The 26,375-nt window shown below is 67.5% G+C and carries 32 protein-coding genes; 15 read left to right on the top strand and 17 right to left on the bottom strand.

Translation table 11 applies throughout. From position 1 onward, the window contains the following. Positions 1–3: 3 nt before the first annotated feature. Positions 4–120, bottom strand: a complete 117-nt coding sequence (locus HALDL1_11295; GenBank protein ID AHG05306.1) for a hypothetical protein — start codon at positions 118–120, stop codon at positions 4–6. Between the two features lie 15 nt (positions 121–135). Between HALDL1_11295 and HALDL1_11300 the strand changes: the two genes are divergently transcribed. Then, entirely contained in the window at positions 136–945 is an 810-nt protein-coding gene (locus HALDL1_11300; protein ID AHG04120.1) for a creatininase, read from the top strand. Between the two features lie 33 nt (positions 946–978). Here HALDL1_11300 and HALDL1_11305 read toward each other — a convergent pair whose 3' ends face one another. Continuing rightward, the gene (locus HALDL1_11305; GenBank protein ID AHG04121.1) at positions 979–1,923 is read right to left on the bottom strand and encodes a D-2-hydroxyacid dehydrogenase; all 945 of its coding nucleotides are present in this window, start codon (positions 1,921–1,923) and stop codon (positions 979–981) included. A gap of 151 nt (positions 1,924–2,074) precedes the next feature. On the opposite strand from HALDL1_11305, the gene HALDL1_11310 reads away from it, so the two are divergent. After that, positions 2,075–2,881, top strand: a complete 807-nt coding sequence (locus HALDL1_11310; protein AHG04122.1) for a short-chain dehydrogenase — start codon at positions 2,075–2,077, stop codon at positions 2,879–2,881. A 35-nt stretch (positions 2,882–2,916) separates the two neighbouring features. Here HALDL1_11310 and HALDL1_11315 read toward each other — a convergent pair whose 3' ends face one another. After that, positions 2,917–3,729, bottom strand: coding sequence for an oxidoreductase (locus HALDL1_11315; GenBank protein ID AHG04123.1), 813 nt, complete (start codon positions 3,727–3,729; stop codon positions 2,917–2,919). Positions 3,730–3,876: 147 nt separating this feature from the next. On the opposite strand from HALDL1_11315, the gene HALDL1_11320 reads away from it, so the two are divergent. Then, positions 3,877–5,238, top strand: a complete 1,362-nt coding sequence (locus HALDL1_11320; protein ID AHG04124.1) for a succinate-semialdehyde dehdyrogenase — start codon at positions 3,877–3,879, stop codon at positions 5,236–5,238. Positions 5,239–5,336: 98 nt separating this feature from the next. Here the strand turns inward: HALDL1_11320 and HALDL1_11325 are convergent, their stop codons facing one another. After that, the gene (locus tag HALDL1_11325) at positions 5,337–6,476 is read right to left on the bottom strand and encodes an acyl-CoA dehydrogenase (protein ID AHG04125.1); all 1,140 of its coding nucleotides are present in this window, start codon (positions 6,474–6,476) and stop codon (positions 5,337–5,339) included. 234 nt (positions 6,477–6,710) lie between these two features. Then, positions 6,711–7,082 carry a hypothetical protein gene (locus HALDL1_11330; GenBank protein AHG05307.1) on the bottom strand — a complete coding sequence of 124 codons (372 nt, stop codon included), beginning with the start codon at positions 7,080–7,082 and terminating at the stop codon, positions 6,711–6,713. A 340-nt stretch (positions 7,083–7,422) separates the two neighbouring features. Between HALDL1_11330 and HALDL1_11335 the strand changes: the two genes are divergently transcribed. Then, positions 7,423–7,524 (top strand): hypothetical protein, encoded by a 102-nt coding sequence (locus HALDL1_11335; GenBank protein AHG05308.1) that lies wholly within the window; start codon positions 7,423–7,425, stop codon positions 7,522–7,524. A 476-nt stretch (positions 7,525–8,000) separates the two neighbouring features. After that, positions 8,001–8,213, top strand: coding sequence for a hypothetical protein (locus tag HALDL1_11340; GenBank protein ID AHG04126.1), 213 nt, complete (start codon positions 8,001–8,003; stop codon positions 8,211–8,213). Here the strand turns inward: HALDL1_11340 and HALDL1_11345 are convergent. The 3 genes from HALDL1_11345 to HALDL1_11355 are packed head-to-tail and all read right to left on the bottom strand — an operon-like array spanning position 8,210 to position 9,577. Then, positions 8,210–8,434 (bottom strand): hypothetical protein, encoded by a 225-nt coding sequence (locus HALDL1_11345; protein AHG04127.1) that lies wholly within the window; start codon positions 8,432–8,434, stop codon positions 8,210–8,212. The genes HALDL1_11340 and HALDL1_11345 overlap by 4 nt on opposite strands. Before the next feature lie 53 nt (positions 8,435–8,487). Then, positions 8,488–9,402 (bottom strand): hypothetical protein, encoded by a 915-nt coding sequence (locus HALDL1_11350; GenBank protein AHG04128.1) that lies wholly within the window; start codon positions 9,400–9,402, stop codon positions 8,488–8,490. 1 nt (position 9,403) lies between these two features. Further along, the gene (locus HALDL1_11355) at positions 9,404–9,577 is read right to left on the bottom strand and encodes a hypothetical protein (protein AHG05309.1); all 174 of its coding nucleotides are present in this window, start codon (positions 9,575–9,577) and stop codon (positions 9,404–9,406) included. Between the two features lie 306 nt (positions 9,578–9,883). Between HALDL1_11355 and HALDL1_11360 the strand changes: the two genes are divergently transcribed. Beyond that, complete coding sequence (locus tag HALDL1_11360) at positions 9,884–11,383, top strand: inosine 5'-monophosphate dehydrogenase (protein AHG04129.1); 1,500 nt, start codon at positions 9,884–9,886, stop codon at positions 11,381–11,383. 58 nt (positions 11,384–11,441) lie between these two features. Then, complete coding sequence (locus HALDL1_11365; protein ID AHG04130.1) at positions 11,442–11,720, top strand: hypothetical protein; 279 nt, start codon at positions 11,442–11,444, stop codon at positions 11,718–11,720. 2 nt (positions 11,721–11,722) lie between these two features. Here HALDL1_11365 and HALDL1_11370 read toward each other — a convergent pair whose 3' ends face one another. The 4 genes from HALDL1_11370 to HALDL1_11385 all read right to left on the bottom strand — a co-directional run bounded on the left by HALDL1_11370 (position 11,723) and on the right by HALDL1_11385 (position 13,816). After that, on the bottom strand, positions 11,723–12,151 hold the full coding sequence (locus HALDL1_11370) for a hypothetical protein (protein AHG05310.1): 429 nt from the start codon (positions 12,149–12,151) through the stop codon (positions 11,723–11,725). A 64-nt stretch (positions 12,152–12,215) separates the two neighbouring features. Next, a complete protein-coding gene (locus tag HALDL1_11375) occupies positions 12,216–12,752 on the bottom strand; it encodes a DSBA oxidoreductase (protein AHG04131.1) in 537 nt (178 codons plus the stop codon). Between the two features lie 26 nt (positions 12,753–12,778). Beyond that, complete coding sequence (locus tag HALDL1_11380) at positions 12,779–13,297, bottom strand: thioredoxin peroxidase (GenBank protein AHG04132.1); 519 nt, start codon at positions 13,295–13,297, stop codon at positions 12,779–12,781. Positions 13,298–13,450: 153 nt separating this feature from the next. Next, positions 13,451–13,816, bottom strand: coding sequence for an HxlR family transcriptional regulator (locus HALDL1_11385; GenBank protein ID AHG04133.1), 366 nt, complete (start codon positions 13,814–13,816; stop codon positions 13,451–13,453). A gap of 142 nt (positions 13,817–13,958) precedes the next feature. Here HALDL1_11385 and HALDL1_11390 point away from each other — a divergent pair, with 142 nt between their 5' ends. The 3 genes from HALDL1_11390 to HALDL1_11400 all read left to right on the top strand — a co-directional run bounded on the left by HALDL1_11390 (position 13,959) and on the right by HALDL1_11400 (position 16,381). Continuing rightward, positions 13,959–14,903 carry a diguanylate cyclase gene (locus tag HALDL1_11390; protein ID AHG04134.1) on the top strand — a complete coding sequence of 315 codons (945 nt, stop codon included), beginning with the start codon at positions 13,959–13,961 and terminating at the stop codon, positions 14,901–14,903. Continuing rightward, the gene (locus HALDL1_11395; GenBank protein ID AHG04135.1) at positions 14,900–15,535 is read left to right on the top strand and encodes a phospholipase; all 636 of its coding nucleotides are present in this window, start codon (positions 14,900–14,902) and stop codon (positions 15,533–15,535) included. The genes HALDL1_11390 and HALDL1_11395 overlap by 4 nt, the downstream gene beginning before the upstream one ends. A gap of 450 nt (positions 15,536–15,985) precedes the next feature. Beyond that, entirely contained in the window at positions 15,986–16,381 is a 396-nt protein-coding gene (locus tag HALDL1_11400; protein AHG04136.1) for a methionine sulfoxide reductase B, read from the top strand. Here HALDL1_11400 and HALDL1_11405 read toward each other — a convergent pair whose 3' ends face one another. Both HALDL1_11405 and HALDL1_11410 read right to left on the bottom strand, forming a co-directional pair. Continuing rightward, complete coding sequence (locus HALDL1_11405) at positions 16,382–16,615, bottom strand: hypothetical protein (protein AHG05311.1); 234 nt, start codon at positions 16,613–16,615, stop codon at positions 16,382–16,384. A gap of 76 nt (positions 16,616–16,691) precedes the next feature. After that, entirely contained in the window at positions 16,692–16,838 is a 147-nt protein-coding gene (locus HALDL1_11410) for a hypothetical protein (GenBank protein AHG04137.1), read from the bottom strand. 118 nt (positions 16,839–16,956) lie between these two features. Here HALDL1_11410 and HALDL1_11415 point away from each other — a divergent pair, with 118 nt between their 5' ends. The 3 genes from HALDL1_11415 to HALDL1_11425 all read left to right on the top strand — a co-directional run bounded on the left by HALDL1_11415 (position 16,957) and on the right by HALDL1_11425 (position 20,782). Next, a complete protein-coding gene (locus tag HALDL1_11415) occupies positions 16,957–18,756 on the top strand; it encodes a DEAD/DEAH box helicase (protein AHG04138.1) in 1,800 nt (599 codons plus the stop codon). Beyond that, a complete protein-coding gene (locus tag HALDL1_11420; protein AHG04139.1) occupies positions 18,749–19,015 on the top strand; it encodes a hypothetical protein in 267 nt (88 codons plus the stop codon). The genes HALDL1_11415 and HALDL1_11420 overlap by 8 nt, the downstream gene beginning before the upstream one ends. 852 nt (positions 19,016–19,867) lie before the next feature. Further along, positions 19,868–20,782, top strand: coding sequence for a histidine kinase (locus HALDL1_11425; GenBank protein AHG04140.1), 915 nt, complete (start codon positions 19,868–19,870; stop codon positions 20,780–20,782). 489 nt (positions 20,783–21,271) lie between these two features. Here HALDL1_11425 and HALDL1_11430 read toward each other — a convergent pair whose 3' ends face one another. Beyond that, positions 21,272–22,702: a dihydroorotase gene (locus HALDL1_11430; protein AHG04141.1), complete on the bottom strand. Its 1,431-nt coding sequence runs from the start codon at positions 22,700–22,702 to the stop codon at positions 21,272–21,274. 102 nt (positions 22,703–22,804) lie between these two features. On the opposite strand from HALDL1_11430, the gene HALDL1_11435 reads away from it, so the two are divergent. Both HALDL1_11435 and HALDL1_11440 read left to right on the top strand, forming a co-directional pair. Next, positions 22,805–23,944, top strand: coding sequence for a 3-ketoacyl-CoA thiolase (locus tag HALDL1_11435; GenBank protein ID AHG04142.1), 1,140 nt, complete (start codon positions 22,805–22,807; stop codon positions 23,942–23,944). Positions 23,945–23,991: 47 nt separating this feature from the next. Continuing rightward, positions 23,992–24,249 carry a cobalt transporter ApaG gene (locus tag HALDL1_11440; GenBank protein AHG04143.1) on the top strand — a complete coding sequence of 86 codons (258 nt, stop codon included), beginning with the start codon at positions 23,992–23,994 and terminating at the stop codon, positions 24,247–24,249. A gap of 48 nt (positions 24,250–24,297) precedes the next feature. On the opposite strand, the gene HALDL1_11445 is transcribed toward HALDL1_11440, so the two are convergent. Both HALDL1_11445 and HALDL1_11450 read right to left on the bottom strand, forming a co-directional pair. Further along, positions 24,298–24,660 carry a hypothetical protein gene (locus tag HALDL1_11445; GenBank protein ID AHG04144.1) on the bottom strand — a complete coding sequence of 121 codons (363 nt, stop codon included), beginning with the start codon at positions 24,658–24,660 and terminating at the stop codon, positions 24,298–24,300. A 93-nt stretch (positions 24,661–24,753) separates the two neighbouring features. Next, positions 24,754–26,340 (bottom strand): xanthine permease, encoded by a 1,587-nt coding sequence (locus HALDL1_11450; GenBank protein AHG04145.1) that lies wholly within the window; start codon positions 26,338–26,340, stop codon positions 24,754–24,756. Positions 26,341–26,375: the final 35 nt, after the last annotated feature.

Raw genomic sequence — 26,375 nt, forward strand, 5'->3', positions numbered from 1 at the left:
CGGTTACGAGGAGAGGGAGACGATTGTCGTCCCGACAACGACGACGGCGGCCGCCGCGACGAGGCGGGGGGTGACACGCTCCAGGCGACGCGGGAGCAGGGCGGCCGAGAACACGAGCACGAGCAGTGGTGCGGTCTGGAAGATGGGGACGACTCCGTCTACCGGCTCGCGGACATGACCTGGCAAGAGGTCGAGGCGGCCATCGAGGAGACCCAGACGATGCTGTTGCCGGTCGGGAGCACCGAACAGCACGGCCACCACATGCCCCTCGGCGTAGACGTCTACATGCCGGAGGCGATCGCCGAGCGCGTCGCGGAGCGGACTGGCTGTCTGCTCGCACCGCCCGTCTGGTACGGCGTCAGCCCCCACCACACGTTCAAGCCGGGGACGTTCACCGTCGAGAGCGAGACGTTCCAGCACTACGTCCGGGACGTCTGCACCTCCGCCGCGGAGTGGGGCGTCGAGAACGTCCTCCTCGTGAACGGCCACTACCTCGTGCAGGACCCGGAACTCGACGTGGTGGTCCGCGAACTGACGACCGAACACGGGATGCGCGCGTTCCACGTCCCGCTCATTTCGGTGTTCCAGGACGCCGCCACGGCCGTTCGTACGAGCGACGTCTCCTTCCACGCCTCCGAGTTCGAGACGAGCCTGATGCTGGCACTGTTCCCGGACCTCGTGCAGATGGACCGCGCGGAGGCCGTCGACGTCCCCGACGACGCGCTCCCGCTCACGGAGTACGACGCCTACGGCGACAACCGCGTGGGCTGGGCGCTGTCCGCCGAGCGCATGAACGCCCTGACCCACACGGGGAACCTCGGCGACCCGACGGTCGCGACCCGCGAGAAGGGCGCCGAGATGGTCGAGGACGCCGTCACGAACGTCACGAACCTCGTCGACGCACTCGCCGGTCTCGACGCTCCAGAGTCGGGAGACGAGGAGTGAGGAGCGGCGGCGAGCACCGACCGGGGAGAACGCTCAAACGACGCGGTTCTTCAGTGCGTCCCCCGCGTCGAGTCGCGAGAGGTTCTCGCCGACGAGCGTGGCGATATCCCGGTAGAACGCCTGGTTGGCGGCGGCAGCGTGGGGCGTGACGACGACGTCGTCGAAGTCCCACAGCGGCGAGTCCTCTGGGAGGGGTTCCGTCTCGAAGACGTCCAGTGCGGCCCCGGCAATGGTCTCCTCGCGGAGCGCGTCGACGAGCGCGTCCTGGTCGACGACTTCGCCGCGAGCGACGTTCACGAGGTAGGCGTCCTCGCGCATCGTCTCGAACTCGGACTCCCCGAGGAGTCCCTCCGTCTCGTCGGTCAGCGGGACGCAGAGCACGACGAACCGCGCGTCCTCGATTGCGTCGTCGAGGTTCTCGGGGTGGAAGAGTTCGTCCACGCCCTCGACGGACTCCTCGGAGCGCTGGACGCCAGTCACCTCCATGCCGAGGGCGCTGCAGCGCGCCGCGACGGTGCCACCGATGGTCCCGAGGCCGACGACGCAGACGCGTTCGCCGGGCAGCGTGAACGGGGCGTCCCATTCCGGGAACTCCCAGTGGTGGTCCTGCTGGTTCGCGACGTAGTCGTGGAGGCGCCGCGCCAGCGCCAACATCATCCCGAGTGCGGTGTCGCCGACGCTGTCTCCGTGGAGACCCGTGCTGTTCGTCAGCGCGATGCCCCGCCGCTCGTACTCCTCGACCGGGAACGATTCGACGCCCGCGAACGTCGTGTGGATCCACTCCGGGTCGACGTCGAGGAGCCGTGGCTGGTGGGTGAACGTCACGAAGGCGTCGCAGGTCTCCGGGTCGGCGCCCTCGTCGTCCGCGTCCCGTATCGAGACGACGTCGGCGTCGACGCCCGCGAGTTCGTCCCGCAGCGCCTCGTACGGGAAGTCTATCGCTGTCGACTCGTGGACGCCGATGCGCTCGACTGCCATGCCAGAGGGGACCACGGGCCGCCGCATCAATGTTTGCCTCGGCGCAGTCGTCGGGGGGAGACGCTACGAGCAATGCGGCGCTGTGCGAGCGTCGAGCGGTCGACAATCGGCCGGGACTAGAACTAATATCCGACAGTCCGAGTCTCGGCCCATGAACGGAGATCTCAGCGGAGAGACCGCCATCGTCACGGGGTCGAGCAGCGGGCTCGGTCGCGCCATCGCAGAGGGGTTCGCCGAGGCGGGGGCGAACGTGGTCACCAACTCGCGGGCCCAGGAACGCGCCGACGACACCGCCGACGCCATCCGCGACGCCGGCGGAACGGCCGTCGCTGCGGAGGCTGACGTTAGCGAGAAGGAGGACGTGGAGGCGCTCGTCCAGGCCGCCGTCGACGAGTTCGGGAGCCTCGACATCATGGTGAACAACGCCGGGACGACCGTCGAGAAACAGCTCTTCGACCAGACGCCCGAGGACTGGCAGCACGTCCTCGACGTGAACCTCACCGGGACGTTCTACGGTTCGCAGGTCGCCGGCGAACAGATGGCCGAGCAGGGCGACGGTGGCCAGATCATCAACATGTCCAGCATCTACGGGAGCGTCGGCGTGCAGGGCCGCGCGCCGTACAACGCCACGAAAGGCGGCATCGAGAATCTGACGCGGTGTCTCGCGGTGGAACTCGCGGAGTACGACGTCCACGTGAACGCGCTCGCGCCGGGCTACATCAAGACGGCCCTCGCGGAGGCGCCGTGGGGCGAGGAGATAACAGAGGACCACGACTGGCCGTACTACGGCTACACGGAGGAACACATCACGAACCGCACTCCACTCGACCGCTTTGGCACGTTCGAGGAGGTGAGCAACTGCGCGACGTTCCTCGCGGCCGGCGACCACTACATGACCGGCGAAGTGATGCACATGGACGGCGGGTGGCTGGCGTTCGGCTGGGGAAGCAAAGCGTAGCGGACGCGGTCGCGGGCGAGGCGTGCGTAGCGTCCCTACACCGACCGGACGACGCCGCCGTCGACGAGCAGCGCCGTCCCGTTGACGTAACTCGCGCCCGGCCCGGAGAGGAACGCCACGACGTCGCCGAGTTCCGAGGGCTGGGCCACGTCCCCCGTGGGGATGTCGTCCGGCCAGTAGCTCTCCAGGCCCTCCTCGTAGGAGTCGTACTCGCCGCGCTCGACGGCATCCTCGACGATGTTCCGGAGCGCGGGCGTCTCCACCGCCCCCGGGAGTACGGCGTTCGCGCGGACCTCGGGAGCGAACTCCCGCGAGAGCGTCTTCACGAGGCCGATGACGCCCATGCGGACGGTGCTGGAGAGCACGAGCGACGGGACGGGCTGGCGGACCGTGATGGACGCGATAGCCACGATGGAGCCACCGCCGTCGCGGAGGTGCGGGCCGGCCTCCCGCGTCAGCCAGACGGCGCTCATCACGAGCAGGTCGAACGCCTCGTACCAGTCGTCATCGGTCACGTCGTAGAGGCCACCGCTGGCCGGGTCGCCCGTGTTGAGGACGAGGTGGTCGATGCCACCGAACGTCTCGACGGTCGCTTCGACCAGGCCGGCGACGGCGTCCGCGTCCGTCAAGTCCGCAGCGTGCCCGACGACGTCACCGGGTCCGGCGGCGTCCACGTCGGCGACTGCGTCGTCGAGTCGGTCCTCGTCGCGGCCGTTGAGGACCACGTTCGCTCCCGCCTCGGCCAGCGACGTCGCGGCGGCCTTCCCGAGGCCGCTGCTCGACGCGGCGACGAGCGCGGTGTTCCCGTCGAGGTTCGGCGTTCCAGATGGGTTGTCGACTGTTGGCACACCGGCCCTGTTCGTCGTCACCCCGCTTAAATGGAGGAGCACCGCGGATTCGGTCCGCCGTGTTGGGAATCCACCAGCAATTTCTGACCACAGGGACAAGGTATATTCAGCTCCGTATTCAATAGCCGTTGAGACGGAACTTTAGCCATGGACGTAATCAACCCTGCCACCGGCGAACAGGTCGACTCATTCGCGGAACACTCGGCGGGTGACGTCGAGGACGCCCTCGAGCGCGCTGAAGACGCCTACCAGGACTGGCGCGAACAGCCGATGCGCGAGCGCGAGGAGCTGCTCGCGAACGCCGCGGACGTCCTCCGCGAGAACAAGCGGAAGTACGCGGAGACGATGACCCAGGAGATGGGGAAACCGATCAGCCAGGCCATCGGCGAGGTCGAGAAGTGCGCGTGGCTCTGCGACCACTACGCCGAGAACGCGAGCGCCTACCTCGGCGACGAGCACCACCCGAGCCCGGCGGGCACGGACGTCAAGACGGTCCACCAGCCCCTGGGCGCGGTGCTGGCCGTGATGCCGTGGAACTTCCCGTTCTGGCAGGTGTTCCGGTTCGCCGCGCCGTACCTGACGGCCGGTAACGTCGGCCTCCTGAAACACGCCTCGAACGTTCCCGGGTGCGCCGTCGCCATCGAGGAAGTGTTCCGAGAGGCGGGCTACCCCGAGGACGTCTTCCAGACGCTGCTCATCCCCTCGGACCTCGTCGACGACGTCATCGCCGACGAGCGCGTGAAGGCAGCGACCCTGACCGGGAGCGGCCCAGCGGGTCGCGCAGTCGCGTCCTCCGCGGGCGAGAACCTCAAGAAGACAGTCCTCGAACTCGGCGGGAGCGACCCGTTCGTCGTCCTCGACGACGCGGACGTCGAGGCGGCCGCGGAGACCGGTGCGTGGGCGCGCAACCAGAACGGCGGGCAGTCCTGCATCGCTGGCAAGCGCTTCGTCGTCCACACCGACGTCTACGACGAGTTCGTCGACCGGTTCGTCGACGAGTTCGAGTCGCTGACCGTCGGCGACCCGATGGACGAGGAGACGGACGTCGGCCCGCAGTCGCGGCCGGACCTCCTCGAGGAGCTCGACGAACAGGTCCAGGAGAGCATCGAAGCGGGCGCCACCGTCCTCACGGGCGGCGAGCCGATGGACCGCGAGGGCTCGTACTATCCGCCGACCATCCTGGCCGACGTCCCCCACGGCTGTCCGGTCGACGCCGAGGAGACGTTCGGCCCCGTCGCCGCGGTGTACGAGGTCGAGGACGAGGAGGCCGCCATCGAACTCGCGAACGACACGGAGTTCGGCCTCGGTGGGAGCGTCTGGACCGAGGACCGCGAGCGCGGCGAGCGCGTCGCCAAGCGCATCGAGGCTGGCTGCGTCTACGTCAACCAGCTAGTCAAGTCCGACCCCCGCGTGCCGTTCGGCGGCATCGGTGAGTCCGGCTACGGCCGCGAGCTCTCCGGGGTGGGCATCAGGGAGTTCGTCAACAAGAAAACAGTCTGGATCGAGTGACGGAGCAGTCCGTCGGGCCCGCGTCGGCTGTCGAACGGTAGCGGGAACGGTTCCTACTCAGATTTTACCCGGACGGTAAGCGGTGTCGCCTCCGCTCCTCAGTTCGAGCGCGATTCGTACACAGCCTCGCCGAGCGTGTCCCTGTGGCCTTCGTTCGGACCGCCAGCAATTGTCAACAGCCGCGCGTCCCGGAGGTAGCGCTCGACGTGCTTCTCGGTCGTGTAGCCGATGCCGCCGTGCAACTGCATCGCGGTGTTCGCGTTCTCGACGGCCGCTTCGGTGGCGTGCACCTTCGCCATGCTGTACGCCCTCGAGGACTTTGCTCCCCGGTCGGCCGTCGCGGCGGCGCGGAGCGTGAGCAGTCTGGCCGCGTCGACGTTCGTCGCCATCTCGCCGACCTCCCAGGTGACCCCCTGGAACTCCGCGATGGGGTGGTCGAACTGCTCGCGCTCTGCCGTGTACGCCACCGTGTCGTCGAGCGCCGCCCGCGCGATGCCGACGGCGCGGGCGGGGACGTTCAAGCCGGTCGCGAGGTCGCCACGCTGGACGTACCCCTCGCCCACCGGCCCGACGCGCTGGTCGTCGGGGACGCGGACGTCAGAGAGCGTCGCCTTCGGCGACTTCACGGGGTTGGCGCCGAGCGTGTCCCAGACTGTCTCGACGTCGAACTCCCCGGCGGGAACGAGGAACGCGGTGACGTTCCGCGGCGCGTCCGCCTCGGGCCCCGTCTTCGCGTAGGTGAGGACGTAGTCGGCGTGGCGCAGATTCGTCACCCAGCGCTTGTGACCGTTCAGCAGCCACTCGTCGCCCTCCCGTTCGGCCGTCGTCTCCATCGCGAGTTTGTCGCTCCCGGCGCCCTCCTCGCTCAGGCCGAGCGCGCCCACGGTGTCGTAGGACGCCATCTCGGGGAGGAACCGCTCGCGCTGGGCGTCGGAGCCGAACCGCTCGACGACCTCCGCGACGCCGAGGTGCAGCGCCAGCGCACTCGCGACGGGCATCAGCGCCGCTGACAGCTCTTCGACGACGACGGCGAGTTCAGTCATTCCCTCGCCCATGCCGCCGTACGCCTCTGGGATCGTCAGTCCGCCGTACCCCATCTCCGCCAGGTCGTCGAGAATCTCGGTGGGGTACGTCTCGCTCTGGTCCAGGTCGATGGCTCTCGGTCTGATAGTCTCCTGGGCGTACTGCCGGGCCTCCGCTCGGAGCGCCTGCTGGGACTCGGATAGCTGGCTCGTCACGACACGACACCTCCGAATGCGAAACGGCGGACTCCGGACTGGCGGGGTCGGTCGGCGGTGCTAGCGGCGGACGGTTGGACGCCCCGTGAGGCGACCGACGGCCCACAGGCGGCTCGCGTGGGGGACTCGGAACGACAGTACATAGCCACCCTGACAGTTGTTCGAGGGAGAGGTAAATCCTTGCGCTGGACGACCTGGGAACGTAGTGATGAAGGCTCTGCTACCGACGAGGAATCAGGCCGGTGACCCCTCCGGGAGCCCGCGTTCCATGCTCTCGTGGATGAACGCGACGAGCTGGCGGGCCGCCTCGGGGTCGAGGCCGACGAGAATCCCCGACCGTGGCTCCCGTCGGAAGTTGAGGACGACGGCGTGCTTGCGTACGCTCAGTGTCGCGTAGGCCTTCCCGAACGTCTCGTCGCCGATCTCCGCGGCGGGTTGTCCCACGATGCTCTCGTGGATGTTCGAGACACGGGCCCTGAACGCGTCCCCGTCCAGTCCGTCCCGCACGTAGACGACGTCGAACCCCGAACCGTCGTAGCGCACCACGCCCCGCAGATGGCCACCGGCACGGTCCTGGAGGTACTCGACGAGGGACTCGACAGTCATAGGCCACCTATCACTCCAATGTAGAAAAAGCATTATTGTACCGGGGATGCCCGCTTATTCAGCATCACCCAATGCGGATTGAAAGGAGCTCGTTCCAGTCATATCGCCAGAGGAATTCGGAGATAATGCGAAAAAATTATGATTCGGGGGCGCGTTGGACCAGGACGTAAACCAGGCTAATCATTCCTCCGGTAGCAAGCTCTAGAGGACGTTCTTACCCTACGTAGCAGGGTACCGAGTGAGAGTCGTCCTCCGGGACTTCGGGGTGATTGTGCCCTCGTTGAACTCAAAATCCATCGGAATCATCAATTTTTCATTTTGAATCTTCATCTGGTACGTCATGAGCGACGGCCACTACCAGTGCATCCCTCACCTTGCCTGGTTTCGTTTGCAGGATACGGCCGCTCCCGTCCCCGAAGTGGGGGATTCTCGCGTGACCTAAACAGGACGACACTATCGGAACGGCGGAGTTGCTACTGTCTCGCGGTTTTGGTGTTCAGGTAGCAACAGTGCGGTGGAGGAGTTGTGAACCGATGTCGCTTCGCTATCGCTCGCGACTGGGTTCAGATCCCGTCCCAGTCACTCGAACAAGCGACGTGAGCGACACAACAGTCGCTCACGGTCGCGGTAATCTAAGAAGTGGGGCCGGAGGGATTTGAACCCCCGATCGACTGATATCTCCGGTGCGCCTCGGAACTCCAGAGGGTCGTCGTCGCGAACCGATGATCAGTCGGCCGCTCGGTATACCAGTCTGGAATCTCGTCCCGGGCGCGTGACCTCTGGAGTCAGTCGCCATTCCTGGCTTGGCCACAGCCCCGCGCGTTCGCTGGTACGATGATTTTCCGTAAGTGCGTTTCGATTCGCGCGGCGGTAGCGCCGCAACACAGATTCTTGGCGCGGGACCGCGTAGCGTGACTCATGCGCGAGTACCCGATAGTCGTCCGGGAGATCGGCGGGGAGCACAGACTCGGCGTGGAGGACGCCGAGGAGTTCGACGGGGACCTGCGGGACGTCGTCACGGAGGGGTACGGTCGCATCGACGTCGCGGAACGTGAGGACGGAGAACAGGTCGGTACGGTAGTCGCGAGCGAGACGGCCCCGGAGGTAGAGACGGTGCGCTGGCGGGACTAGCTCTCGCGCTCGCTCCAGTCGCAGTCCTGGCACTTGTAACCGGTGACGAACTCGGTGACCGAAGGCATGTAGCCCACCGAGAGCACGTCGCCGCCACAGTCGGGGCAGTTGCGGTCGGCCTCCTCGATGGGTTCGGCGTCCATGACGGACTCTCCCTCGACGAGTTCCGCGAGCTTCTTCGGCGTGACCATGCGACCCTGCACGACACGGTTGTCGGCCATACGTGAGCGAGGAGGGCGCTACGGTAAAGAGTTCTGTCGGGCGGTCGGCCGACTCAGAGCCACGGCGCGCGTTCCTCGGCGCCGTTCTCCCCGGGGTAGCCGTACGCCGGCTCCTCGTCGTCGGTGTCGCTGGCGTCGCTGCCGCCGTCGGGGGTCGCCGCGGGGCTCGACGGGGTGGGGCGGTCCGGGCCGTCGTCGGCGTCCGGGACCGACTGGGGCTCGTCGTCGCCCGCATCGTCGGGCGCTGCCTCGGGGTTGAACGCGAGGAGGCCGGCGACGCCGAAGACGACCAGCGGCGCTTGGGACGGCACGAGCTGGAAGATGGAGAGCGCGAGCGTGCCGAGCGCGACGGCGCTCCCGAACCGGAAGCGGTCGATGTCGACGACGCGCCGGAGGTACGGCCGGAGCGCGACGACGGCCAGCGCGAACGCGACGGCGACGCCGCCGGCCGCGGCCGCGCTGAACAGCAGCATCGGGTCGTAGTCAGGGACGAACTTGAACGAGCCGGGCTGGAAGCTCGCGATGAAGCCGAGTCCGATGATGATGCCGGGCGACGGGAGGTAGTCCCCGATGGTGGAACTGGCCGTCTTCGCGGCGATGGCGAGGATGACGAGCGCGGCGAACCGCTCGAAGGTAGGGACGTCGACGAGCGTCGCGATGGTCGGCGCGAGTGCCGCCTCGACGGCCGCGATGAGAATCAGCGGCACGCCGACGACGAGGACGCTGGTCACCTGCTCCCAGGGGTCGTCGTCCATCTCTGCGAGGATGACCGCGAGCGTGGCGCTGCCGCCGAAGACGAGCAGGCCGATCTGGGTGATACCCGCCCACGTCTCGAGTTCGCCCGCCAGCACGAGCGCTGCGAAGATGCCGTCGGCCAGCGGGAGCAACATCACCGTGGCGAGCAGGCGCGTGGCGCCGCCCACCCGTTGCTCGAGGCGGAGGGCGACAGGGTGGCGTGAGCTACTCATGCTACGGGCTCAACTCGGGCCTGGACGGCGTGCGTCCGGATTCGCGGTGCGTGGCGGCGTGCGCCGAGCGTCCGAATCCGAGTGTGTCCACCAGTTTCCCGAAAAATGTGAAGACGCCGGAGACGTCGCTGTTGTTACCGGCGATGCGGATCACATCGGGACTGGTGGAGTCCATACACCACAACACTGGGGTTAGTAGCATAAAGATTGCGTGACACGCGACCACAAATGGTGTGGGACCGAAACCGCCATTTAAGTACCCGACTACGGAGTGACGGCGTTTTTCCGATTTGGGAAGAGATATCGTCCCCGGAGGTGGATTATCTTCACGTTCGTTCCATAGAGACTCCGCGACTGGACAGTCGTCGAGTGCCGCCGGCCCGATACACGTCCGTGCCCCAAACGGCCCGCGTGGCTGTGCACTATTCGCACGTTCGGCCAATCTCGCAACGCTTTTGCCGTGGGCGCCGCGACGGTTTACATGGCGCACGACTCCTCGAACGACGGCCGATTCTCCGAAAAACTCCGCGTACCAGAGGCGCTCACCTTCGACGACGTCCTGCTCCGCCCCAGCGAGAGCCGCGTCGAGCCCGACGACGCCGACGTCTCCACGCGCGTCTCGACGAACGTCACGCTGAACGTCCCCATCCTCTCGGCGGCGATGGACACCGTCACCGAGTCCGACCTCGCAATCGCGATGGCCCGGGAGGGCGGCCTGGGCGTTCTCCACCGCAACATGGACGTCGCGGACACCGCCGCGGAAGTCGAGCGCGTCAAGCGCGCCGACGAGCTCGTCATCCAGCGCGAGAACGTCGTCACCGCCGAGCCCGAACAGACCGTCAGCGACGTCGACGAGATGATGAACCGCGAAGGCGTCTCCGGCGCCCCGGTCGTCGACGACGACGACACCGTCCTCGGCATCATCTCCGGGACCGACATCCGTCCGTACCTCGAGGTCGGCGAGTCGGACTCCGTCCGTGAGGCGATGACCGACGAGGTCATCACGGCCCCCGAAGAGGTCACCGCGCGCGACGCCCTCGAACTGATGTACGAGCACAAGATCGAGCGCGTCCCGCTCGTGGACGACGACGAGCGCCTTGTCGGCCTCGTCACGATGCAGGGCATCCTCAACCGGCGCGAGCACGAGGACGCGGCCCGTGACGAGAACGGCCGCCTCCGCGTCGGTGTGGCCGTCGGTCCCTTCGAGACGGACCGCGCGACCGCCGCCGACGGGGCGGACGCCGACGTGCTGTTCATCGACTGCGCGCACGCCCACAACGAGAACGTCATCGACGCCGCCCGCGAGATAGCCCAGACCGTCGAGGCCGACGTCGTCGTCGGCAACGTCGGCACCCGCGAGGCCGCCGAGGCTGTCGTCGACTTCGCGGACGGCGTGAAGGTCGGCATCGGGCCGGGCTCCATCTGTACGACGCGGGTCGTCACGGGCGCCGGAATGCCCCAGATTTCGGCCGTCTCGCAGGTCGCCGACGTGGCGAGCGAGCAGGACGTCCCTGTCATCGCGGACGGCGGCATCCGGTACTCCGGCGACGCCGCGAAGGCCATCGCCGCGGGCGCCGACGCAGTGATGCTCGGCTCCTACTTCGCGGGCACCGACGAGGCCCCGGGCCGCGTCATCACGATGAACGGCAAGAAGTACAAGCAGTACCGCGGCATGGGGTCGGTCGGCGCGATGCAGTCCGGCGGCGGCGACCGCTACCTGAAAGACGACGAGGAGGACGAGGAGTTCGTCCCCGAGGGCGTCGAAGCGGCGACGCCGTACAAGGGGCCGCTCTCCCAGGAGCTCCACCAGCTCGTCGGCGGCATCCAGTCCGGGATGGGCTACGTCGGCGCACCCACGATTCCCGCTTTCAAGCAGGAAGCGCGCTTCGTGCGGGTGTCCTCGGCGGGCCAGACCGAGGGCCACCCCCACGACGTGATGATCACGGACGAGGCGCCGAACTACAGCCCCCACGAGAGCTGAGAACGCTGACGGCGGTACGACCGAACCGTATACAACGCGGCCCCACGTCACTGGGGCCATGACGAAGACGGTCGACGACCTCCGGAACGAGATCCGGGAGGCAGTGGGGCGCTACGAGCGAATCGAGTCGACGGCGTTCACGAAGGAGGCGCTCGCAGCGGTCTGCGACGCCGTGGGCGCCGACGTCGACACCAGCGGGCGGCCGTCGAAACCCGAGATGCGGGCGGGCATCCGCGAGCAGGTCGACGGCCTCGCGGCCCCCGACGACGAGAACACGTCTCGCGCCTTCCGGAAGGCGGACCTCGAGACCATCGCGGCGGCGCTCCGCGACGAGTAGCCTCAGACCTGGACTCCACCGACGACGAAGACGACCAGCGGCACGGCTACCAGCAGGTGGTAGAGGAGGAGGACGCCCTGGCCCACGAGGGTGACACCCATCTCCGGCGTCAAGAGAAGCAACGGGCCGAGCATGAAGACGAAGACGGCGACAGCGAGCGCGACGAAGTACCGGGCCGGCCGGTCGGTGAGTTTGACCAGGACGGCGTACGCGACAGCGGCGCCGACGCCGGCGACGATGGTCGTCCCCACGAGTGGGACTGCCGAGAACGGACTCGTCGCGCCGGTTGCGCCGACGTCGACACCGACTGCGTCGACGAGCACCTGCGCCACCAGGAGCGACAGGACGGCTACAGTGACGCCGATGGTCGTGCGGCGCGCGAGAGCGCCGGCGGTTCTCGGGACGGGATACCGCGATTTTGCGTGTGCCATACGTCCTCCACGTCGTCTATCCCCAAAGTACGACGTGCTGGATTGGGACTCCGACGGCACGCGCTCAGTAGCCGCGGAGGCGTCGCTCGATGGCCGCGCCGAACATCGGCGCCGTGTGCGGGCCGTCGTAGCGGACGCCGTCGACGTAGAACGAGGGCGTGCCGTTGACGCCGCTTCGGGCACCGCTGAGGAAGTCCGCCTGCACGCGCTGGTCGACCGTCTCGCTCGCCAGGTCGGCGCGGAACCGGTCCATCTCCAGGCCCAGGGTCTCGGCGCACTCCAGAATTGCGTCGTCGTCGAGCGGGCCCTGGTGTTCGTACAGCAGGTCGTGCATTGCCCAGAACGCGCGCTCGTCCTGCAGGGCAGCGGCCTCGCTCGCCATCGCCGCCTGCCGCGCGTGGGGGTGCATCGACTTCATCGGGAAGTGGCGGAACACCACGCGGAGTTGCGGGCCGTACCGGTCCTGGAGTTCCCGCACGACCGAGTAGGCCGCCTTGCAGAACGGGCACTCGAAGTCGCCGTACTGGACGAGCGTCACCGGGGCGTCCCGCGGGCCCTGGACGTGGTCGTCGTCGCCGACCGGGACTGTCAGTTGTGACACCCGCGAGCGCATCGGGGTACCGCCGTTCATTCCTCGGAATCAGCGTCGAGCGCTTCGAGCGCCTCGAGGATGCCGTCGGCGCCGGGGTTGATGCCGACCGGCGAGACGTAGGACCACTGGATGACGCCGTCGCCGTCGACGACGAACAGCGCGCGCTCGCTGCTGCCGACCTCCGGACGGTAGACGCCGTAGGCTCTCGCCACCTCGCCCTTCGGGTGGAAGTCCGAGAGCAGCGGGAACGAGATGTTGCGGGCGTCGGAGAACGCCTGGTGGCTCCACGGGCCGTCGACGGAGATGGCCAGCACCTGCGCGCCGTACTGCTTGAACTCGTCGACGAGTTCGTTGTACAGCGCTATCTGGTCGCCACAGACCGGGCTCCAGTCCGCCGGGTAGAACACCAGGACGACCGGCTGGCCGCGGAACTCGTGGAGCGAGACGGTCTGGTCGGCGGTCGTCGGGAGCGTGAAGTCGGGTGCCTCCGTCCCCTCGGGGAGCGGTCCGGTGTCGACCGTCGCCTCCGGGAGGTCGTAGTGGGCGTCTGCCATACACCAAAGAGGCCGGCCTGATAGAAAGAATCTCGGTTGGTGACAGTCGCCGTCGGCCGTGTACTGGGTTCCGACGAGCTCGCTGTCGGCGTTGCCCGTTCCGACGATGCCGACGTATAGACGTCAGTCGTAGACTGAGGGCCCTTGAAATCGCTACCCGTCCGCGAGCGACTCGACGGCCTCGGCGGCGCTCGTCTCGTCCGCGAGCCACTCGTCCGCCCAGGACTCGATGGCGTCGAAGACAGGGAACAGCGACTCGCCCTTCGGCGTCAGCGAGTAGTAGGTTGCGACCGGCGACTCCTCCTCGAGGCGGCGGTCGACGAACCCCATCTCCTGGAGGTCGTCGAGCACGCGGGAGAGCGTGCGGGAGCTCGCGTCCGTCGAGCGCTTCAGTTCGTTGAACCGCTTCTCGCCGTCCTGCAGGTCGTGGAGCACGATGAGCCGCCACTGGGAGCCGATCTGCTCCAGCGAGTCGATGACGTGGCACGCCTCCTCGCTGTACCGGTCGTCCTTGGTCATGTGGGGACGTAGGCCCGCCCTCGCCATAGTGGTTCCGGAACGCACCAAGTATCACACCGACACCTCAGGTGACGTGCGTGTCACCGGGTGGCCGGGTGGTTAGCTGAGAGGTTTACGTGCGGACTGCCTACCCGGTAGCACAATGACCACATCCGACGCCCCGGAGACGGCGGGTCTCCACCACGTCACCGCGGTGGCCGGCGACCCCCGGGAGAACGTCCGGTTCTACCGGGAGGAACTCGGCCTCCGCCTCGTCAAGCGCACGGTGAACTTCGACGACCCGACGACGTACCACCTCTACTACGGCGACGAGGTCGGGACACCGGGCACCATCTTGACGTTCTTCCCCTTCGAGAACGGGCGCTCCGGGACGCCGGGGCGGGGCCAGACCACCGCGACGGCGTTCGTCGTCCCCGAGGGCAGCCTCGGATTCTGGACCGAACGCTTCGAGGAGCGCGGCGTCGACCACGGTGACCCCGAGGAGCGTTTCGGCGCCCGCGTCCTGCCGTTCCAGGACGGCGACGGCCAGCCACTCGAACTGGTGGAGGGAGAGAGCGACGTCGAACCGTGGAGCGACAGCCCCATCCCCGAGGAGCACGCGATTCGCGGCTTCCACGGCGTCACGCTCCACCCCACCCAGCCCGAGTCGACCGGCACGGTGCTCGAGACGCTCGGCTACGAGCGCACCGAGGAGGCGAGCGAGCGCGTCCGCTACGTCGCCGGCGAGCGCGCGAGCGTCGTGGACGTGCTGACGAGCGGCGGCTCGTGGGGTCAGCCCGGGGTCGGCACGGTCCACCACGTCGCGTTCCGCGCGGCCGACGACGACGCGCAAGCCGCGCTCGGCGACGCCGTCAGCGAGGTTGGGATGTCCACGACGCCACAGAAGGACCGCCAGTACTTCCGCTCCATCTACTTCCGGGAACCCGGCGGCGTCCTCTTTGAGGTGGCAACCGACGAACCAGGCTTCGCCACCGACGAGGACGTCTCGGAGCTCGGCTCGTCGCTCAAGCTGCCGCCGTGGCTCGAGGACGACCGCGCGGAAATCGAGTCCGAACTGCCGCCGCTCGAACTGGAGGGACCGGCGTGAGCGACGCGAACCCGCACGCCGGCCAGCCGGTCGAGCACCGCGGGACAGCCCTCGAAGACGCCGAACGCGCCGTCGTGCTGCTCCACGGACGGGGTGCCCGAGCCACGGGGATGCTCCAGTTCGCCGAGGACCTCCCGAGCGAGGACACGGCGTTCGTCGCGCCGCAGGCCACCCGCGCGACCTGGTACCCGAACAGCTTCCTCGAACCCACGACGGAGAACGAGCCGTGGTTCTCCTCGGCGCTCTCGCTCGTCGGCGACGTCTTCGACGACGTCACCGAGCACGTGCCCGCCGACCGCGTCCTCGTCCTCGGGTTCTCCCAGGGCGCCTGCCTGGGCAGCGAGTTTGTCGCGCGCAACCCCCAGCGCTTCGGCGGTTTCGTCGCGTTCTCCGGCGGCCTCCACGGGCCCGAGGGGACGTCCTACGACTACGACGGCAGCCTCGACGGGACGCCCGTCTTCCTCGGCTGCAGCGACCGCGACCCCCACATCCCCGAGTCCCGCGTCCACGAGACGAAGGCGGTGTTCGAGTCGATGGACGCCGACGTCACCGAGCGCATCTACGAGGGGATGGGGCACGGCGTCAACGAGGACGAACTCGAGTTCGCGGCGGGGATGGTCGACAGGCTGTAGGGCAGAATCAGTTATCCGTTATCGAGCAGCGTCAGTAGAATCCGACAGCTCCTTCTCGAAAGCCCCGGGCGGCTACGCTCGCGCGACTCGCTGTCGTTCGAAAGACGGCGCAGCCGTCTTTCGTGATGACGAGAGAGCCTAGCTCTCTCGAACCACGCTCCTCGGCCTTCGGCCTGCGGTGCTTACGTCGTCGTGCTTCCCGTAGCCGTCCGCCCCTTTCAGTCCCGCCCAGGCTGGTTGGTCAGCCGCCGCGATGGGATTGAAAGGGGCCGCTGGGTCGACGAACCCGGGCGACGTAAGCACCACAGCGAACGTAGTGAGCGAGGAGCGCAGCGAGCCCTGGGAGTCGACCCAGCGGGGGCTTTCGAGGAGGCGTCAACGGATCGAGCACTCCCGAACCCCAAGTTGGCCAACCTGTACGCTTACCTGCGGTCGGCACCTAAACGCGGTATGTCGAACACACCCGAGAGTGAGACCGACTGGCGCGAGAAACTCACCGAGGAGGAGTACCGCGTGCTCCGCGAGCAGGGCACCGAGCGCCCGTACTCCGGCGGCCACGTCGACCGCGACGAGGAGGGGACGTACACGTGCGCCGGCTGCGGCGCCGTCCTCTTCGACGCGGAGACGAAGTTCGACGCGCACTGCGGCTGGCCGAGCTTCTGGGACGCCGCCGACAGCGAGGCCGTCGAGCGCCGACCCGACCACAGCCAGGGGATGGAGCGCACCGAGGTCGTCTGCGCGAACTGCGGCGGCCACCTCGGCCACGTCTTCGAGGACGGGCCCGAGCCGACGGGCGAGCGGTTCTGCATCAACTCCGTCTCCCTCGACTTCGAACCCGACGAGTAGCTACCAGTCGATGAGCCTGGTCGCGAACCAGTAGAGGCCGTAGAGGCAGGCGGCGAGGACCACGACGACGGTTGCCATGCCGGCTGTCTGCCGGGAGAAGCCCAGCGACATCAGCCCTTCTGTACCGTACGCGAGACTGTACCCCACGACCATGATCAGCCCGAACGCGCCGACGCCGAGCGCGGCCTGTCCGAGGAGTGCGCTCGGAACGAGGTCGATTACTTTTCTGAACACACCCCCACCCTGACTACCAATCAATAATAAACCCCTACGGTAGCTGTAAGCTGTGCGACTACTCGTCGTGCTCGGGCTACCGCTTCGTCTGCACGTTCGTGCTCCCGCAGTCCGGGCACTGCGTCATCGTCCCGAGCGTCGGGTGCGTCGCGGTTTCCCAGTCGTCTCGGGCCTCGGAACGCCCGCAGCTGGCACACCGGAGTGTCGGCATTGATTTGGCCATGTGTGCCACTTCGTCACACGCGGCAAAATAGTTCCCGGCGGACAGACCCGGTGGCGAGCGCGAACCGACGCCGACGAAAGCCGTAACCCGTTTTCCCGCTCGCGCCCTACGCCGGGTAGTGACCGACATCTCGAAGGAGGCGTTCCACGACGCCCTCGAATCCGTGGGGCGCCCAGTCGCCACCGCCGCACAGGTCGCGCGGGAACTGGGGTGCACGCAGGCCGAGGCCGCCGATGCGCTGGAGGAACTCGCGGAGCGCGGCGACGTCGAGCGGGCGGGCGTGGAGTCCGACCCCGTGGTGTGGTATCCGCGGGACTGGCTCGAACTGACCGACCGCGAGCGCGTCGTCCCGTTCCCGGGGCGCCGGGAGATCATCGTCGACCAGCCGGCGCAGTTCACGCGCGCCCAGCTCTCCCGGTTCGCGCACCTCGAGGACACGACGCGAACGGGAAGCTACCGCTACGTGGTCCGCGAGGAGGACGTGTGGGCGGCGCCGTTCGAGTCCCTGGAAGCCCTCCTGGATGCGATGCGCCGCGTGCTCCCGCGGGAGGTGCCCGGCCTCGAGGACTGGGTCGAGGAGCAGTGGACGCGCGCGACCAGGTTCCGCCTGCGAACCCACGACGACGGCTACGTCGTGCTCGAGGCCAAGAGCGAGAGTCTTCTCGGGAACGTCGCCGAGCAGAAACTCGCGGACGACGTGCTCCGCGCGAAGATCTCGGACACCGAGGCGTGGGTCGCCGAGGAGAAGGTCGCGGAACTGAAGCGCACGCTGTACGAGGCGGGCTACCCTGTGCGCGACGACCGCGACCTCGAAACGGGCGACCCCCTCGACGTCACCCTGAACCTCGAACTCCGTGACTACCAGGCCGACTGGGTCGAGCGATTCGTCGACGCCAACTCCGGCGTGCTCGTCGGACCGCCGGGTGCGGGGAAGACGGTCGCCGCGATGGGCGCGCTGGAGGCCGTCGGCGGCGAGACGCTTGTGCTGGTCCCGAGTCGCGAACTCGCCGCGCAGTGGCGCGACGAACTGCTCGCGCACACCTCGCTCACCCCCGACCAGGTGGGCGAGTACCACGGCGGCAGCAAGGAGGTCCGGCCCGTCACCATCGCCACGTACCAGACCGCGGGGATGGACCGCCATCGCCACGTCTTCGACGACCGGGAGTGGGGGCTCATCGTCTACGACGAGGCCCACCACATCCCGAGCGAGGTGTTCCGGCGCTCGGCGGACCTCCAGAGCAAACACCGCCTGGGGCTGTCGGCGACACCAGTACGGGAGGACGACAAGGAGATGGACATCTACACGCTCATCGGGCCGCCCATCGGCACCGACTGGGACGCGCTGTTCGACGCGGGCTACGTCGCGGAACCGGAGGTCGAGATACGCTACGTGCCGTGGCTGGACGACGACGCGCGCTACGAGTACGCCAGCGAGAGCGGCCACACGCGCCGCCGGCTCGCCGCAGAGAACCCCGCGAAAGACGAGGAGGCGCGACACCTCCTGGGCCAGCATCCCGACAAGCAGGCGCTCGTGTTCGTCGACTACCTCGAACAGGGCCGGCGCCTCGCGGAGGCACTCGACGCGCCGTTCGTGAGCGGGGAGACCCGTCACGTCGAGCGCCAGTCGCTGTTCGACCAGTTCCGGACCGGCGCGCTGGACACGCTCGTCGTCTCCCGCATCGGGGACGAGGGCATCGACCTGCCGGACGCCGAACTCGCAATCGTCGCGTCGGGCCTCGGTGGCAGTCGGCGCCAGGGCGCCCAACGCGCCGGCCGCACGATGCGTCCGGGCGGCCAGTCGCTGCTGTTCGTGCTGGCGACCCGCGGCACCGAAGAGGAGGACGACGCGCGCAACCGGATGCGCCACCTCGCGGCGAAGGGCGTGCGCGTCACCGAGTCCGGGAGCAGCCGTGACTGACGACCGCCTCCGGGAACTCCACGACCACCTGGCCGCGACGGGCGAACTGCCCGTAGAGCGCTCGGCGAGCCACTACCTCGGGGAGGCCGAAGCCGTGGTGGCCGACGCGCTGAAACCTGGAACGGACGACGAGGTCGTCCAGAAACGCGTCGAGCAGGCCCGCGAACTGCTCTCGAACGTCGAGGGAACCGGGGACGAGCGGGCGGACGAGCACGTCGAAGCGGCGCGAGCGTGCTGTGCGGAGTTACTCGACGAGTGACATTATTCCCGAGGCGACCACCCTCGAACTATCATCACTGAGAGACGGAGCCCACATTTTAAATAGGAGGTTCGTCATCTCTCGCCTAGTCAGAGTGACCGCAGCAATATGTTCGAATTTTTAACAAGTGTGGTCGCCGGCGTCACCGGCTCGGCGAACAGCGCCGACGCCGACAGCACGGCGGGTGCAGGTGCCGGACCGGGTACCGACCAGGACGGAGATGACCACGACCCCGAGGCGTGGCGGGAGCGAGCGACCGTCGGCTCCGTCGTCGAGAGCATCATGGACGGGATGGGGTACCCCATCTTCATCGTCGACGACGAGGGCTACTTCACGAAGCTCAACGAGGAGGGGCGGGAACTGTTCGACCGCGAGCCGGGGGAACTGTACGGGGACTGCCTCTTCGACTACGACGAGGCGGACAACTCCGTGATGCGGAAGGTTCTCGACACCGGCGAGGCGGTCCGGAACCTCGAGGACACGGTCAGCGTGGACGGCGATGAGGTCCCCGTCAACCGCACAGTCATGCCGTTCTTCGGCGCGGACGGCGAGGTCGTCGGCGCCCTCGAGATAAACGAGGACATCTCCGAGCGCGTCGAGTTGCGGGAACGCGAGGAGCAACTCGAGGCCTACCAGAGCGAGGTTGTCGACGAACTCAAGAAGAGCCTCGACGCACTCTCGCAGGGCGACTTCACCGTCGAACCGTCGGTTCGCGAACCCGACGCCGACTTCGAGGCCATCAAGAACGTCTACCGGGAGTTCGACGAGATGGCGTCAGACCTCGACCACGCGGTGCGGACCACCCGCGAGTCGCTGCGGACCGCCCGCGACCACGCCGCCGAACTCGACGACATCGCGGAGACGCTGAGCGACGCCAGCGAGGAGGCCAGTTCCGCTATCGGCGAGATCGAGGCGTCAAGCGACCAGGTCTCGGAGGTCGCCCAGCAGCAGACCGAGCGCACGGAGCGCGCCGAGGCGAACGTCTCGGAACTCTCCGCCACGGTCGAGGAGATCGCGGCGACCGCCCAGGAGATCGACCGCCTCGCCGAGGACGCCAACGACCTCGCCTCCGAGGGGACCGACGACGCCGAGGACGCCATCGAGCGCATGGAGCGCGCGATGGAGGCCTCCGAGCGCAACATGGAGGTCGTCCAGTCCCTCGAGGAGCGGATGGACACCATCAACGAGATGACGGAGATGATCGACGAGATCGCCGACCAGACCAGCCTCCTCGCGCTCAACGCCAACATCGAGGCGGCCCGCGCGGGCGAGGACGGCAGCGGCTTCAAGGTCGTCGCCGACGAGGTGAAGTCCCTCGCCGAGGAGTCAAAGGAGGCCGTCGCGGAGATCTCCGAGATCGTCGACGACCTCAAGGAGGGCATCGACACCACCGCCGAGGCCATCGACGACAGCAACGAAGAGGTCAAGCAGGGCGCCGACGCCGTCGAGGACGTGGTCGACCGCATCGACGAGATCGACGAAGCCATCTCCGAGACGAACCACGGCCTCAGCGAGATCACGAGCGCCACCGAGGACCAGGCCGAGAGCGCCGAGACCGTCCACCAGCTGGTCGAGGAGGTCGCCGACTCCAGCCGCGACGTCAGCGGCCGGATGCAGCAGGTCGCCGCGGGCGTCCAGCAGCAACGAGAGTCCGTCTCAGACGTCGCCGACCAGTCCCGCGACGTCGACGACATCGCCGACGACATGGCCGAGAGCCTCACCGACTTCCGCCTCGACGAGGACGAGGCGGCGACCGTCGACGAGTAGTCGCCTCGGTCACCACTCCCGTCACTGCATAGTTCTCACGCGCGAGACCGCAAACGCGACCCAGGGTTTCCCCGTGTCACGCTGTGACACATCTCGTGCGGTGCGACAATGAGTGTGATACAGAAATTCAGATCGGCGCTGCCCGTAGACGAGGAGGAGAGTGTCCGCGATACGTACGAGTGCCAGCAGTGCGGAACACGTTCGAATCTGCGAAGACGCCAGACCGTGCCAAGTGCGTGGAGTGCATGTCAGAGGACGTGCGGACCACCGACTGACACCGCTCGCTAGCTGACCTGCCTCAATCCCCAGTTCTATCGTGTCACACACGGGTCCCGAAGACGGGACTCCGTCTGCTACTCGCACGGACAACGGTGAGAGTGGCGCCCAACGGAGCGCCAGAAGAGCGTCGGAGAGACTGACTACGCTACTCGTCGCCGCGCGGGACACCGCCAGACTCGCTCCGCTAGCCCGACGAGTCCTGCGCTCGTGTTACTCGCGCGGGACCCCGTTGTCGTACCGGGGCAGGTAGTCGCGGCCGCCCGCGTCGACCTGCAGTTCGTCGTCCTCGACGACGACCTCGCCGCCGACGATGGTGTGGGTCGGGAGGCCCGTCAGTTCCTCGCCGTGGAACGTCGAGTAGCGGGGCTCCATCGTGTGGTAGAAGTCGTCGTCCACGACCTTGCTCTTGTCCAGGTCGACGATGACCATGTCGGCGTCCGAGCCCTCCGCGAGTGCGCCCTTCCGGGGGTAGAGGCCCCAGCGCTTGGCGTTGTTCTCGGCGCAGATTTCGACGAGACGCTCCATCGAGATGCGGTTCTTGTTGACGCCCTCGCTCATCATCACGGGGAGGAAGTACTCGATGCCGTTGTTGTCGCCCGGGATGGCGTCCCAGATGTCGCCGTGCTTGCCCGTGTCCTTCTCCTTGAACTCGAGTTTGTGCGGGCAGTGGTCGGTGCCGAGGTAGTCGACGGTGCCGTTGCGGAGGCCCTCCCAGAGGCGCTTCTGGGACTCCTCGCCGCGGAGCGGCGGGCTGATCTTCCCCCACGTGCCGAGTTCCTCGTCGTGTTTCGTGTGGCTGAGGAACGCGGGCAGCGTCTCCGCGTGGACGTTGACGCCCTGGTCCTGCCAGCGCTCGCAGATGTCGACGCCCTCGCCCGTGGACATGTGGACGATGTACGAGCGGGAGTCCGTGTACTCGGTGAGGCGAGCAATCTGTTCTATCTGCATCGCCTCGCAGATGTTCGGCGCGGACTCGCTCCACGCTTCGAGGTCGTTGCGGCCCTCCTCCTGGAGCTCCTGGCGGCGCTCGTAGGCGAGGTCCTCGTTCTCCGCGTGGAACATCACGACGCCGTCGTTGATCTCGGAGACCTTGTCGAGCACCTTGTAGGTGCGGCCGGCGTCGGAGTGGTCGATGCCGAGTTCGGGGCTGGCGTGCTTGTACCAGTTGAAGAAAATCTTGTACGAACGGATGCCCTCCTCGGCCAGACCCTCGATCTCGTCGACGTGGTGGTCCTGGTGGACGATGGCGTGATACGCGAAGTCGATGTAGGAGTTCTCCTCGCCGGCCTGCCGGAAGAAGTCCATGTCGGGCAGGTAGGGGTCCGGCTGGAGGAGGAAGTTCACGACGCTGGTGACGCCGCCGTGGACCGCGCCGCGGGTCTCCGTCTCGAAGTCGTGTTCGAGGCCCTCGTGGTAGTCGAACTCGTAGCGGGAGAGCCCCCAGTGGACGTGCGGGTCGATGAACCCGGGAATCAGGTAGTTGCCTTCCGCGTCGATGGTTCGTTCGGCGTCGGGGAGGTTCGCCTCCGTGCCGACGTTCACGATCTTTCCGTCGCGCGACGCTACACCACCGTCGATGGTGCCGGACGGCGTGACGACGCGCGCATTGACGACTCTCAGGTCTGCGGACTGCGTGCCCATACCAGAGAAATCGCGTTCCCCAACTTAAGTTTACGCATGCCGGGAGTCACCGGATTCCGAACCTATACGTGAACGTGGGGGTAATTCACGGCCGTCAGCCCAATGGAGAGAGCCATCACTATCGCCGGCGCCGGCATGACCCGCTTCGCTTCGGACGCGGACGCCGACGTCAGGACGCTGCTGGAGCGCGCGGGGACGCGCGCGCTCGACGACGCGGACGTCGCGGGCCACGAACTCGACGCCGTGCACGTGGGGAACATGGCCGCGGAGGCCTTCGAGGACCTCTCGGGCCTCCACAACGCGCTCGCCGCGAGCCTCGGCGCCTACGGCGCGCAGGCCGACCGCGTGGAGAACACGAGCGCGAGCGGCGCGAGCGCGTTCCAGCGCGGCCTCCAGGCCGTCGCTTCTGGCGCCGCGGACACCGCACTCGTCGCGGGCGGCGAACGCATGTCCAGCGCCAGCACGGAGACAGCCACGGGCGTCATCGGGAGCATCGTCCACCCGGAGGAGTACGAGTACGGCGTCACGCTGCCGTCGTTCGGCGGCCTCGCGGCGGACGGCTACCTGCGCCGGTACGACGCGCCGTACGAGGCGCTCGCCACGGTTGCCGCGAAGAACCACGCGAACGGCGCGAACAACGAGTACGCGCAGTTCCAGAAGGAGATAACGGTCGAGGACGCCGTCGAATCACCCAGGATCGCCGACCCGCTCAGACTCTACGACTGCTGTCCGACCAGCGACGGCGCGGCGGCGCTCGTCCTGCAGGCCGAGGGCGGCGACGTCGCCGTGCGGGCCTGCGAGAGCGCGGTCGGCACGCACGCCGTCGCCGAGCGAGACGACCCACTGGAGATAGCGAGTGTGGCGACGGCCGGCGAGCGCGCGTTCGCCGCCGCCGACCGCGACCAGGGGGATATCGACGTGGCCTGCATCCACGACGCGTTCACGGTCCTCGAACTGCTCGAACTGGAGGAACTGGGCTTCTACGACGAGGGCGAGGCGTGGCGGGCGACGATGGACGGCGAGACCCGCCTCGACGGGGACCTGCCGGTGAACCCCGGCGGCGGCCTGAAGGCCCGCGGCCACCCGCTCGGCGCGACCGGCGTCTCGCAACTCGTCGAACTCGTCTGGCAGTTGCGCGGTGAGGCCGACGGCAGACAGGTTGACTGCGAGACGGGACTGGCGGTGAACGTCGCGGGCTTCGGGAACAACGCTGTCTGCTCGATACTAGAGGAAAACACATGACTGCGACCGAGTGCGAGAGCTGCGACGAGGCGTGGGCGTACGACCGGGTGCGCTGCCCGAACTGCGGCGGCGAGGAGTTCGAGTCGGTCGAACTCGGGGCGGGCGAACTCGTCGCGACCACCGTCTCGCGGGTGACGCCGCCCGGGGTGCGCGAGCCGAACCCCCTGGGCATCGCTCGCTTCGGCGACGTGGCACTGACGGCGCAACTGGTCGACGAGGAACTGGACGCGGGCGACGAGGTGGTGCTGGCTGGCGACTACCAACTGCGCGACGGGCACCGCGGACCGCGACTGGAGCAGGCGTAATCGACGGTAGCGACCCGGCGCTGACTGGAGAACAGCGGCCCGATTTACTCACTCCAGGCCGATGGTGTCTGCCAGCCGGTCCTGGCACTCCCTGGGGTGTTCCGGGTGGACGGCGACGGGTTTCGCCTTGTCCTCGACGTGGATGACGAGGACCCGCCGTTTGCTGTACGTCCGGTAGAGGCTGAACACCCCGACCGCGGCGAACGCAAGCCCGACGAGGGGGTTCCTCGTCATGACGACGTAGGCACCCACGGCGATCAGGACCAGGCTCATCACGGCGACGTCCCACTCCAGGGTCCGCAGGTCGATTTTCAGGATGGCGTCGTTGTGTATCTTCACTCGTTCGTCGTCGCGTTGCACGAACACCGCGTCGTCGGAGTACCCGATCCAGCCGCCGGTTCGCAGCGACATGCGGGTAATCTCGGTGGTCCGGCGTTCCTGTCCCTGTTCGGTCATGGTCGAAAGAAACTGTAGTCGTTCTTTTGCGTTGCGGAACCGCGGACGTCAGTCGTCCGCGAGTTCTTTGTTGGCGGGTTCGCCACCCCCCATGAACCGCTCGTGGTACGGCTCGAAGGCGTCCTCGTCCTCGGTGATGTCCTCCCAGGCGGTGAGGCCGCGTTCCTCCGCGGTTCCGGGGATGGTGTTGTCGAGGATGAACGCGGCGATGCCGCCGACCGCGATCTCCGTGCCGAGGATGATGCTGATGGTGGTCGCGACCTCGGGGATGCCGAGGACGGAGCCGAGCACCGGCACCTGCGAGAAGCCGGCTTCGAAGGACAGCCCCTCTGCACCCTGGACGCTGGAGACGTACTGCGGGATGGAGAGGCCCGCGAAGAGGCCGAACCCGAGCACGAACACGTTACGGTTCTGGTTCAGGTCGACGTGCTGGAGCTGCGAGAGCCCGACGCCGACGATCTGTGCGAACATCGCCAGGAACAGGCCGCCGACGATGGCGTTCGGAATCGTCGTGACGAACGCGCCGAAGTAGCCGACGTAGCCGACGACGATCATCACGACGGCACCGATCTGGACGACGTAGCGGGACGCGACGCCGGTGATGCCGATGGCGCCGACGTTCTCCGTGTAGGACGTGGAGCCGTTGCCGGTCCCCATGATGCCCGCGAAGACGTTGCCGAGGCCCTCCATGCCGAGGCCGTGGTTGATGCGCTTCTTGTTCGGCGCACCCTCACCAGCCATCCGCGCGACGGAGTGGTAGTCACCGAAGCTCTCGATGGCCGACGCGAGCATCCCCGCGACCATGCCTGCCGCGAACGACGGCGTGAACAGGGGTGCCCCCCACTGGAAGGGCACGATGGGGCGGAATAGGGGTGCCTCGCTGATGGCGGAGAAGCTCACAATCTCGACGATGCCCGCAACGGAGAGTACCGCTGCGAGGAGGTAGGCGAGCCCCAATCCGAGAAGAACCGGGAACAGCTTGAACGCCCGCGAGTAGTCGTCGAGGTACTGCGAGAACAGCACGATGAGCACGAGCGTCAGGCCCGCCAAGTACCAGTTCTGGGACGCAGTCGTGATCTGGGGGACGCCGATGAGCGCCAACCCAATTAGCGCGATGACCACGGAGATCGTCAGCGGCCCGATGTACTTCTTGAGTTTCCCGAAGACGCCGAAGTAGCCGATGAGTACCTCAATCGCACCGGCGATGATGATGGCGCCCTGCAGTTCGCGCATCATGACGGTAGAACTCGCGCCACCGTCGGCGCCGCCGAGCACGACGATGATGGCGATTGCCGGGCCGAGCATCGAGAACGTCCCCCCCTGAACGATCGGGTACTTGTTGCCGATCGTAGTCTGGGCGAGCGTCGCGATGCCGGAGACGACGAAGAACGTCCCGATGAGTTGCGCCGTTTGGGATGCGTCGAATCCGAGGAAGCCCGCGAGTACGAGCGGGATGGCGACCGTCGCGCCGATCATCGTCAACCAGTGCTGGGTTCCCAGCAGGATTGACAGACCGAGCGGAGGCTTGTCATCGATGCCGTACTCGACCATCGAGGCCTCGCTTCCACCGTCTGTTATCATCTCGGAGTCGTCCGAGCGCTGCGGTTCTCTTGTTTGGTCAGTGTCTGATGTCATACATTATCCTCCGTCCTGGTGTGGCTTGGATTCCG

Origin of the sequence: Halobacterium sp. DL1, assembly GCA_000230955.3 — an archaeon.
Classification (GTDB): Archaea; Halobacteriota; Halobacteria; order Halobacteriales; family Halobacteriaceae; genus Halobacterium.

What these genes read in the sequence shown, in the direction of transcription:
- HALDL1_11380 (AHG04132.1), bottom strand. Translation starts at nt 13,297, where the DNA reads ATGGCAGACGCCCACTACGACCTCCCGGAGGCGACGGTCGACACCGGA.
- HALDL1_11410 (AHG04137.1), bottom strand. Translation starts at nt 16,838, where the DNA reads ATGGCCAAATCAATGCCGACACTCCGGTGTGCCAGCTGCGGGCGTTCC.
- HALDL1_11370 (AHG05310.1), bottom strand. Translation starts at nt 12,151, where the DNA reads ATGGCACACGCAAAATCGCGGTATCCCGTCCCGAGAACCGCCGGCGCT.
- HALDL1_11305 (AHG04121.1), bottom strand. Translation starts at nt 1,923, where the DNA reads ATGGCAGTCGAGCGCATCGGCGTCCACGAGTCGACAGCGATAGACTTC.
- HALDL1_11320 (AHG04124.1), top strand. Translation starts at nt 3,877, where the DNA reads ATGGACGTAATCAACCCTGCCACCGGCGAACAGGTCGACTCATTCGCG.
- HALDL1_11310 (AHG04122.1), top strand. Translation starts at nt 2,075, where the DNA reads ATGAACGGAGATCTCAGCGGAGAGACCGCCATCGTCACGGGGTCGAGC.
- HALDL1_11340 (AHG04126.1), top strand. Translation starts at nt 8,001, where the DNA reads ATGCGCGAGTACCCGATAGTCGTCCGGGAGATCGGCGGGGAGCACAGA.
- HALDL1_11450 (AHG04145.1), bottom strand. Translation starts at nt 26,340, where the DNA reads ATGACATCAGACACTGACCAAACAAGAGAACCGCAGCGCTCGGACGAC.
- HALDL1_11385 (AHG04133.1), bottom strand. Translation starts at nt 13,816, where the DNA reads ATGACCAAGGACGACCGGTACAGCGAGGAGGCGTGCCACGTCATCGAC.
- HALDL1_11400 (AHG04136.1), top strand. Translation starts at nt 15,986, where the DNA reads ATGTCGAACACACCCGAGAGTGAGACCGACTGGCGCGAGAAACTCACC.
- HALDL1_11445 (AHG04144.1), bottom strand. Translation starts at nt 24,660, where the DNA reads ATGTCGCTGCGAACCGGCGGCTGGATCGGGTACTCCGACGACGCGGTG.
- HALDL1_11355 (AHG05309.1), bottom strand. Translation starts at nt 9,577, where the DNA reads ATGGACTCCACCAGTCCCGATGTGATCCGCATCGCCGGTAACAACAGC.
- HALDL1_11330 (AHG05307.1), bottom strand. Translation starts at nt 7,082, where the DNA reads ATGACTGTCGAGTCCCTCGTCGAGTACCTCCAGGACCGTGCCGGTGGC.
- HALDL1_11350 (AHG04128.1), bottom strand. Translation starts at nt 9,402, where the DNA reads ATGAGTAGCTCACGCCACCCTGTCGCCCTCCGCCTCGAGCAACGGGTG.
- HALDL1_11435 (AHG04142.1), top strand. Translation starts at nt 22,805, where the DNA reads ATGGAGAGAGCCATCACTATCGCCGGCGCCGGCATGACCCGCTTCGCT.
- HALDL1_11345 (AHG04127.1), bottom strand. Translation starts at nt 8,434, where the DNA reads ATGGCCGACAACCGTGTCGTGCAGGGTCGCATGGTCACGCCGAAGAAG.
- HALDL1_11365 (AHG04130.1), top strand. Translation starts at nt 11,442, where the DNA reads ATGACGAAGACGGTCGACGACCTCCGGAACGAGATCCGGGAGGCAGTG.
- HALDL1_11360 (AHG04129.1), top strand. Translation starts at nt 9,884, where the DNA reads ATGGCGCACGACTCCTCGAACGACGGCCGATTCTCCGAAAAACTCCGC.
- HALDL1_11335 (AHG05308.1), top strand. Translation starts at nt 7,423, where the DNA reads ATGAGCGACGGCCACTACCAGTGCATCCCTCACCTTGCCTGGTTTCGT.
- HALDL1_11390 (AHG04134.1), top strand. Translation starts at nt 13,959, where the DNA reads ATGACCACATCCGACGCCCCGGAGACGGCGGGTCTCCACCACGTCACC.
- HALDL1_11430 (AHG04141.1), bottom strand. Translation starts at nt 22,702, where the DNA reads ATGGGCACGCAGTCCGCAGACCTGAGAGTCGTCAATGCGCGCGTCGTC.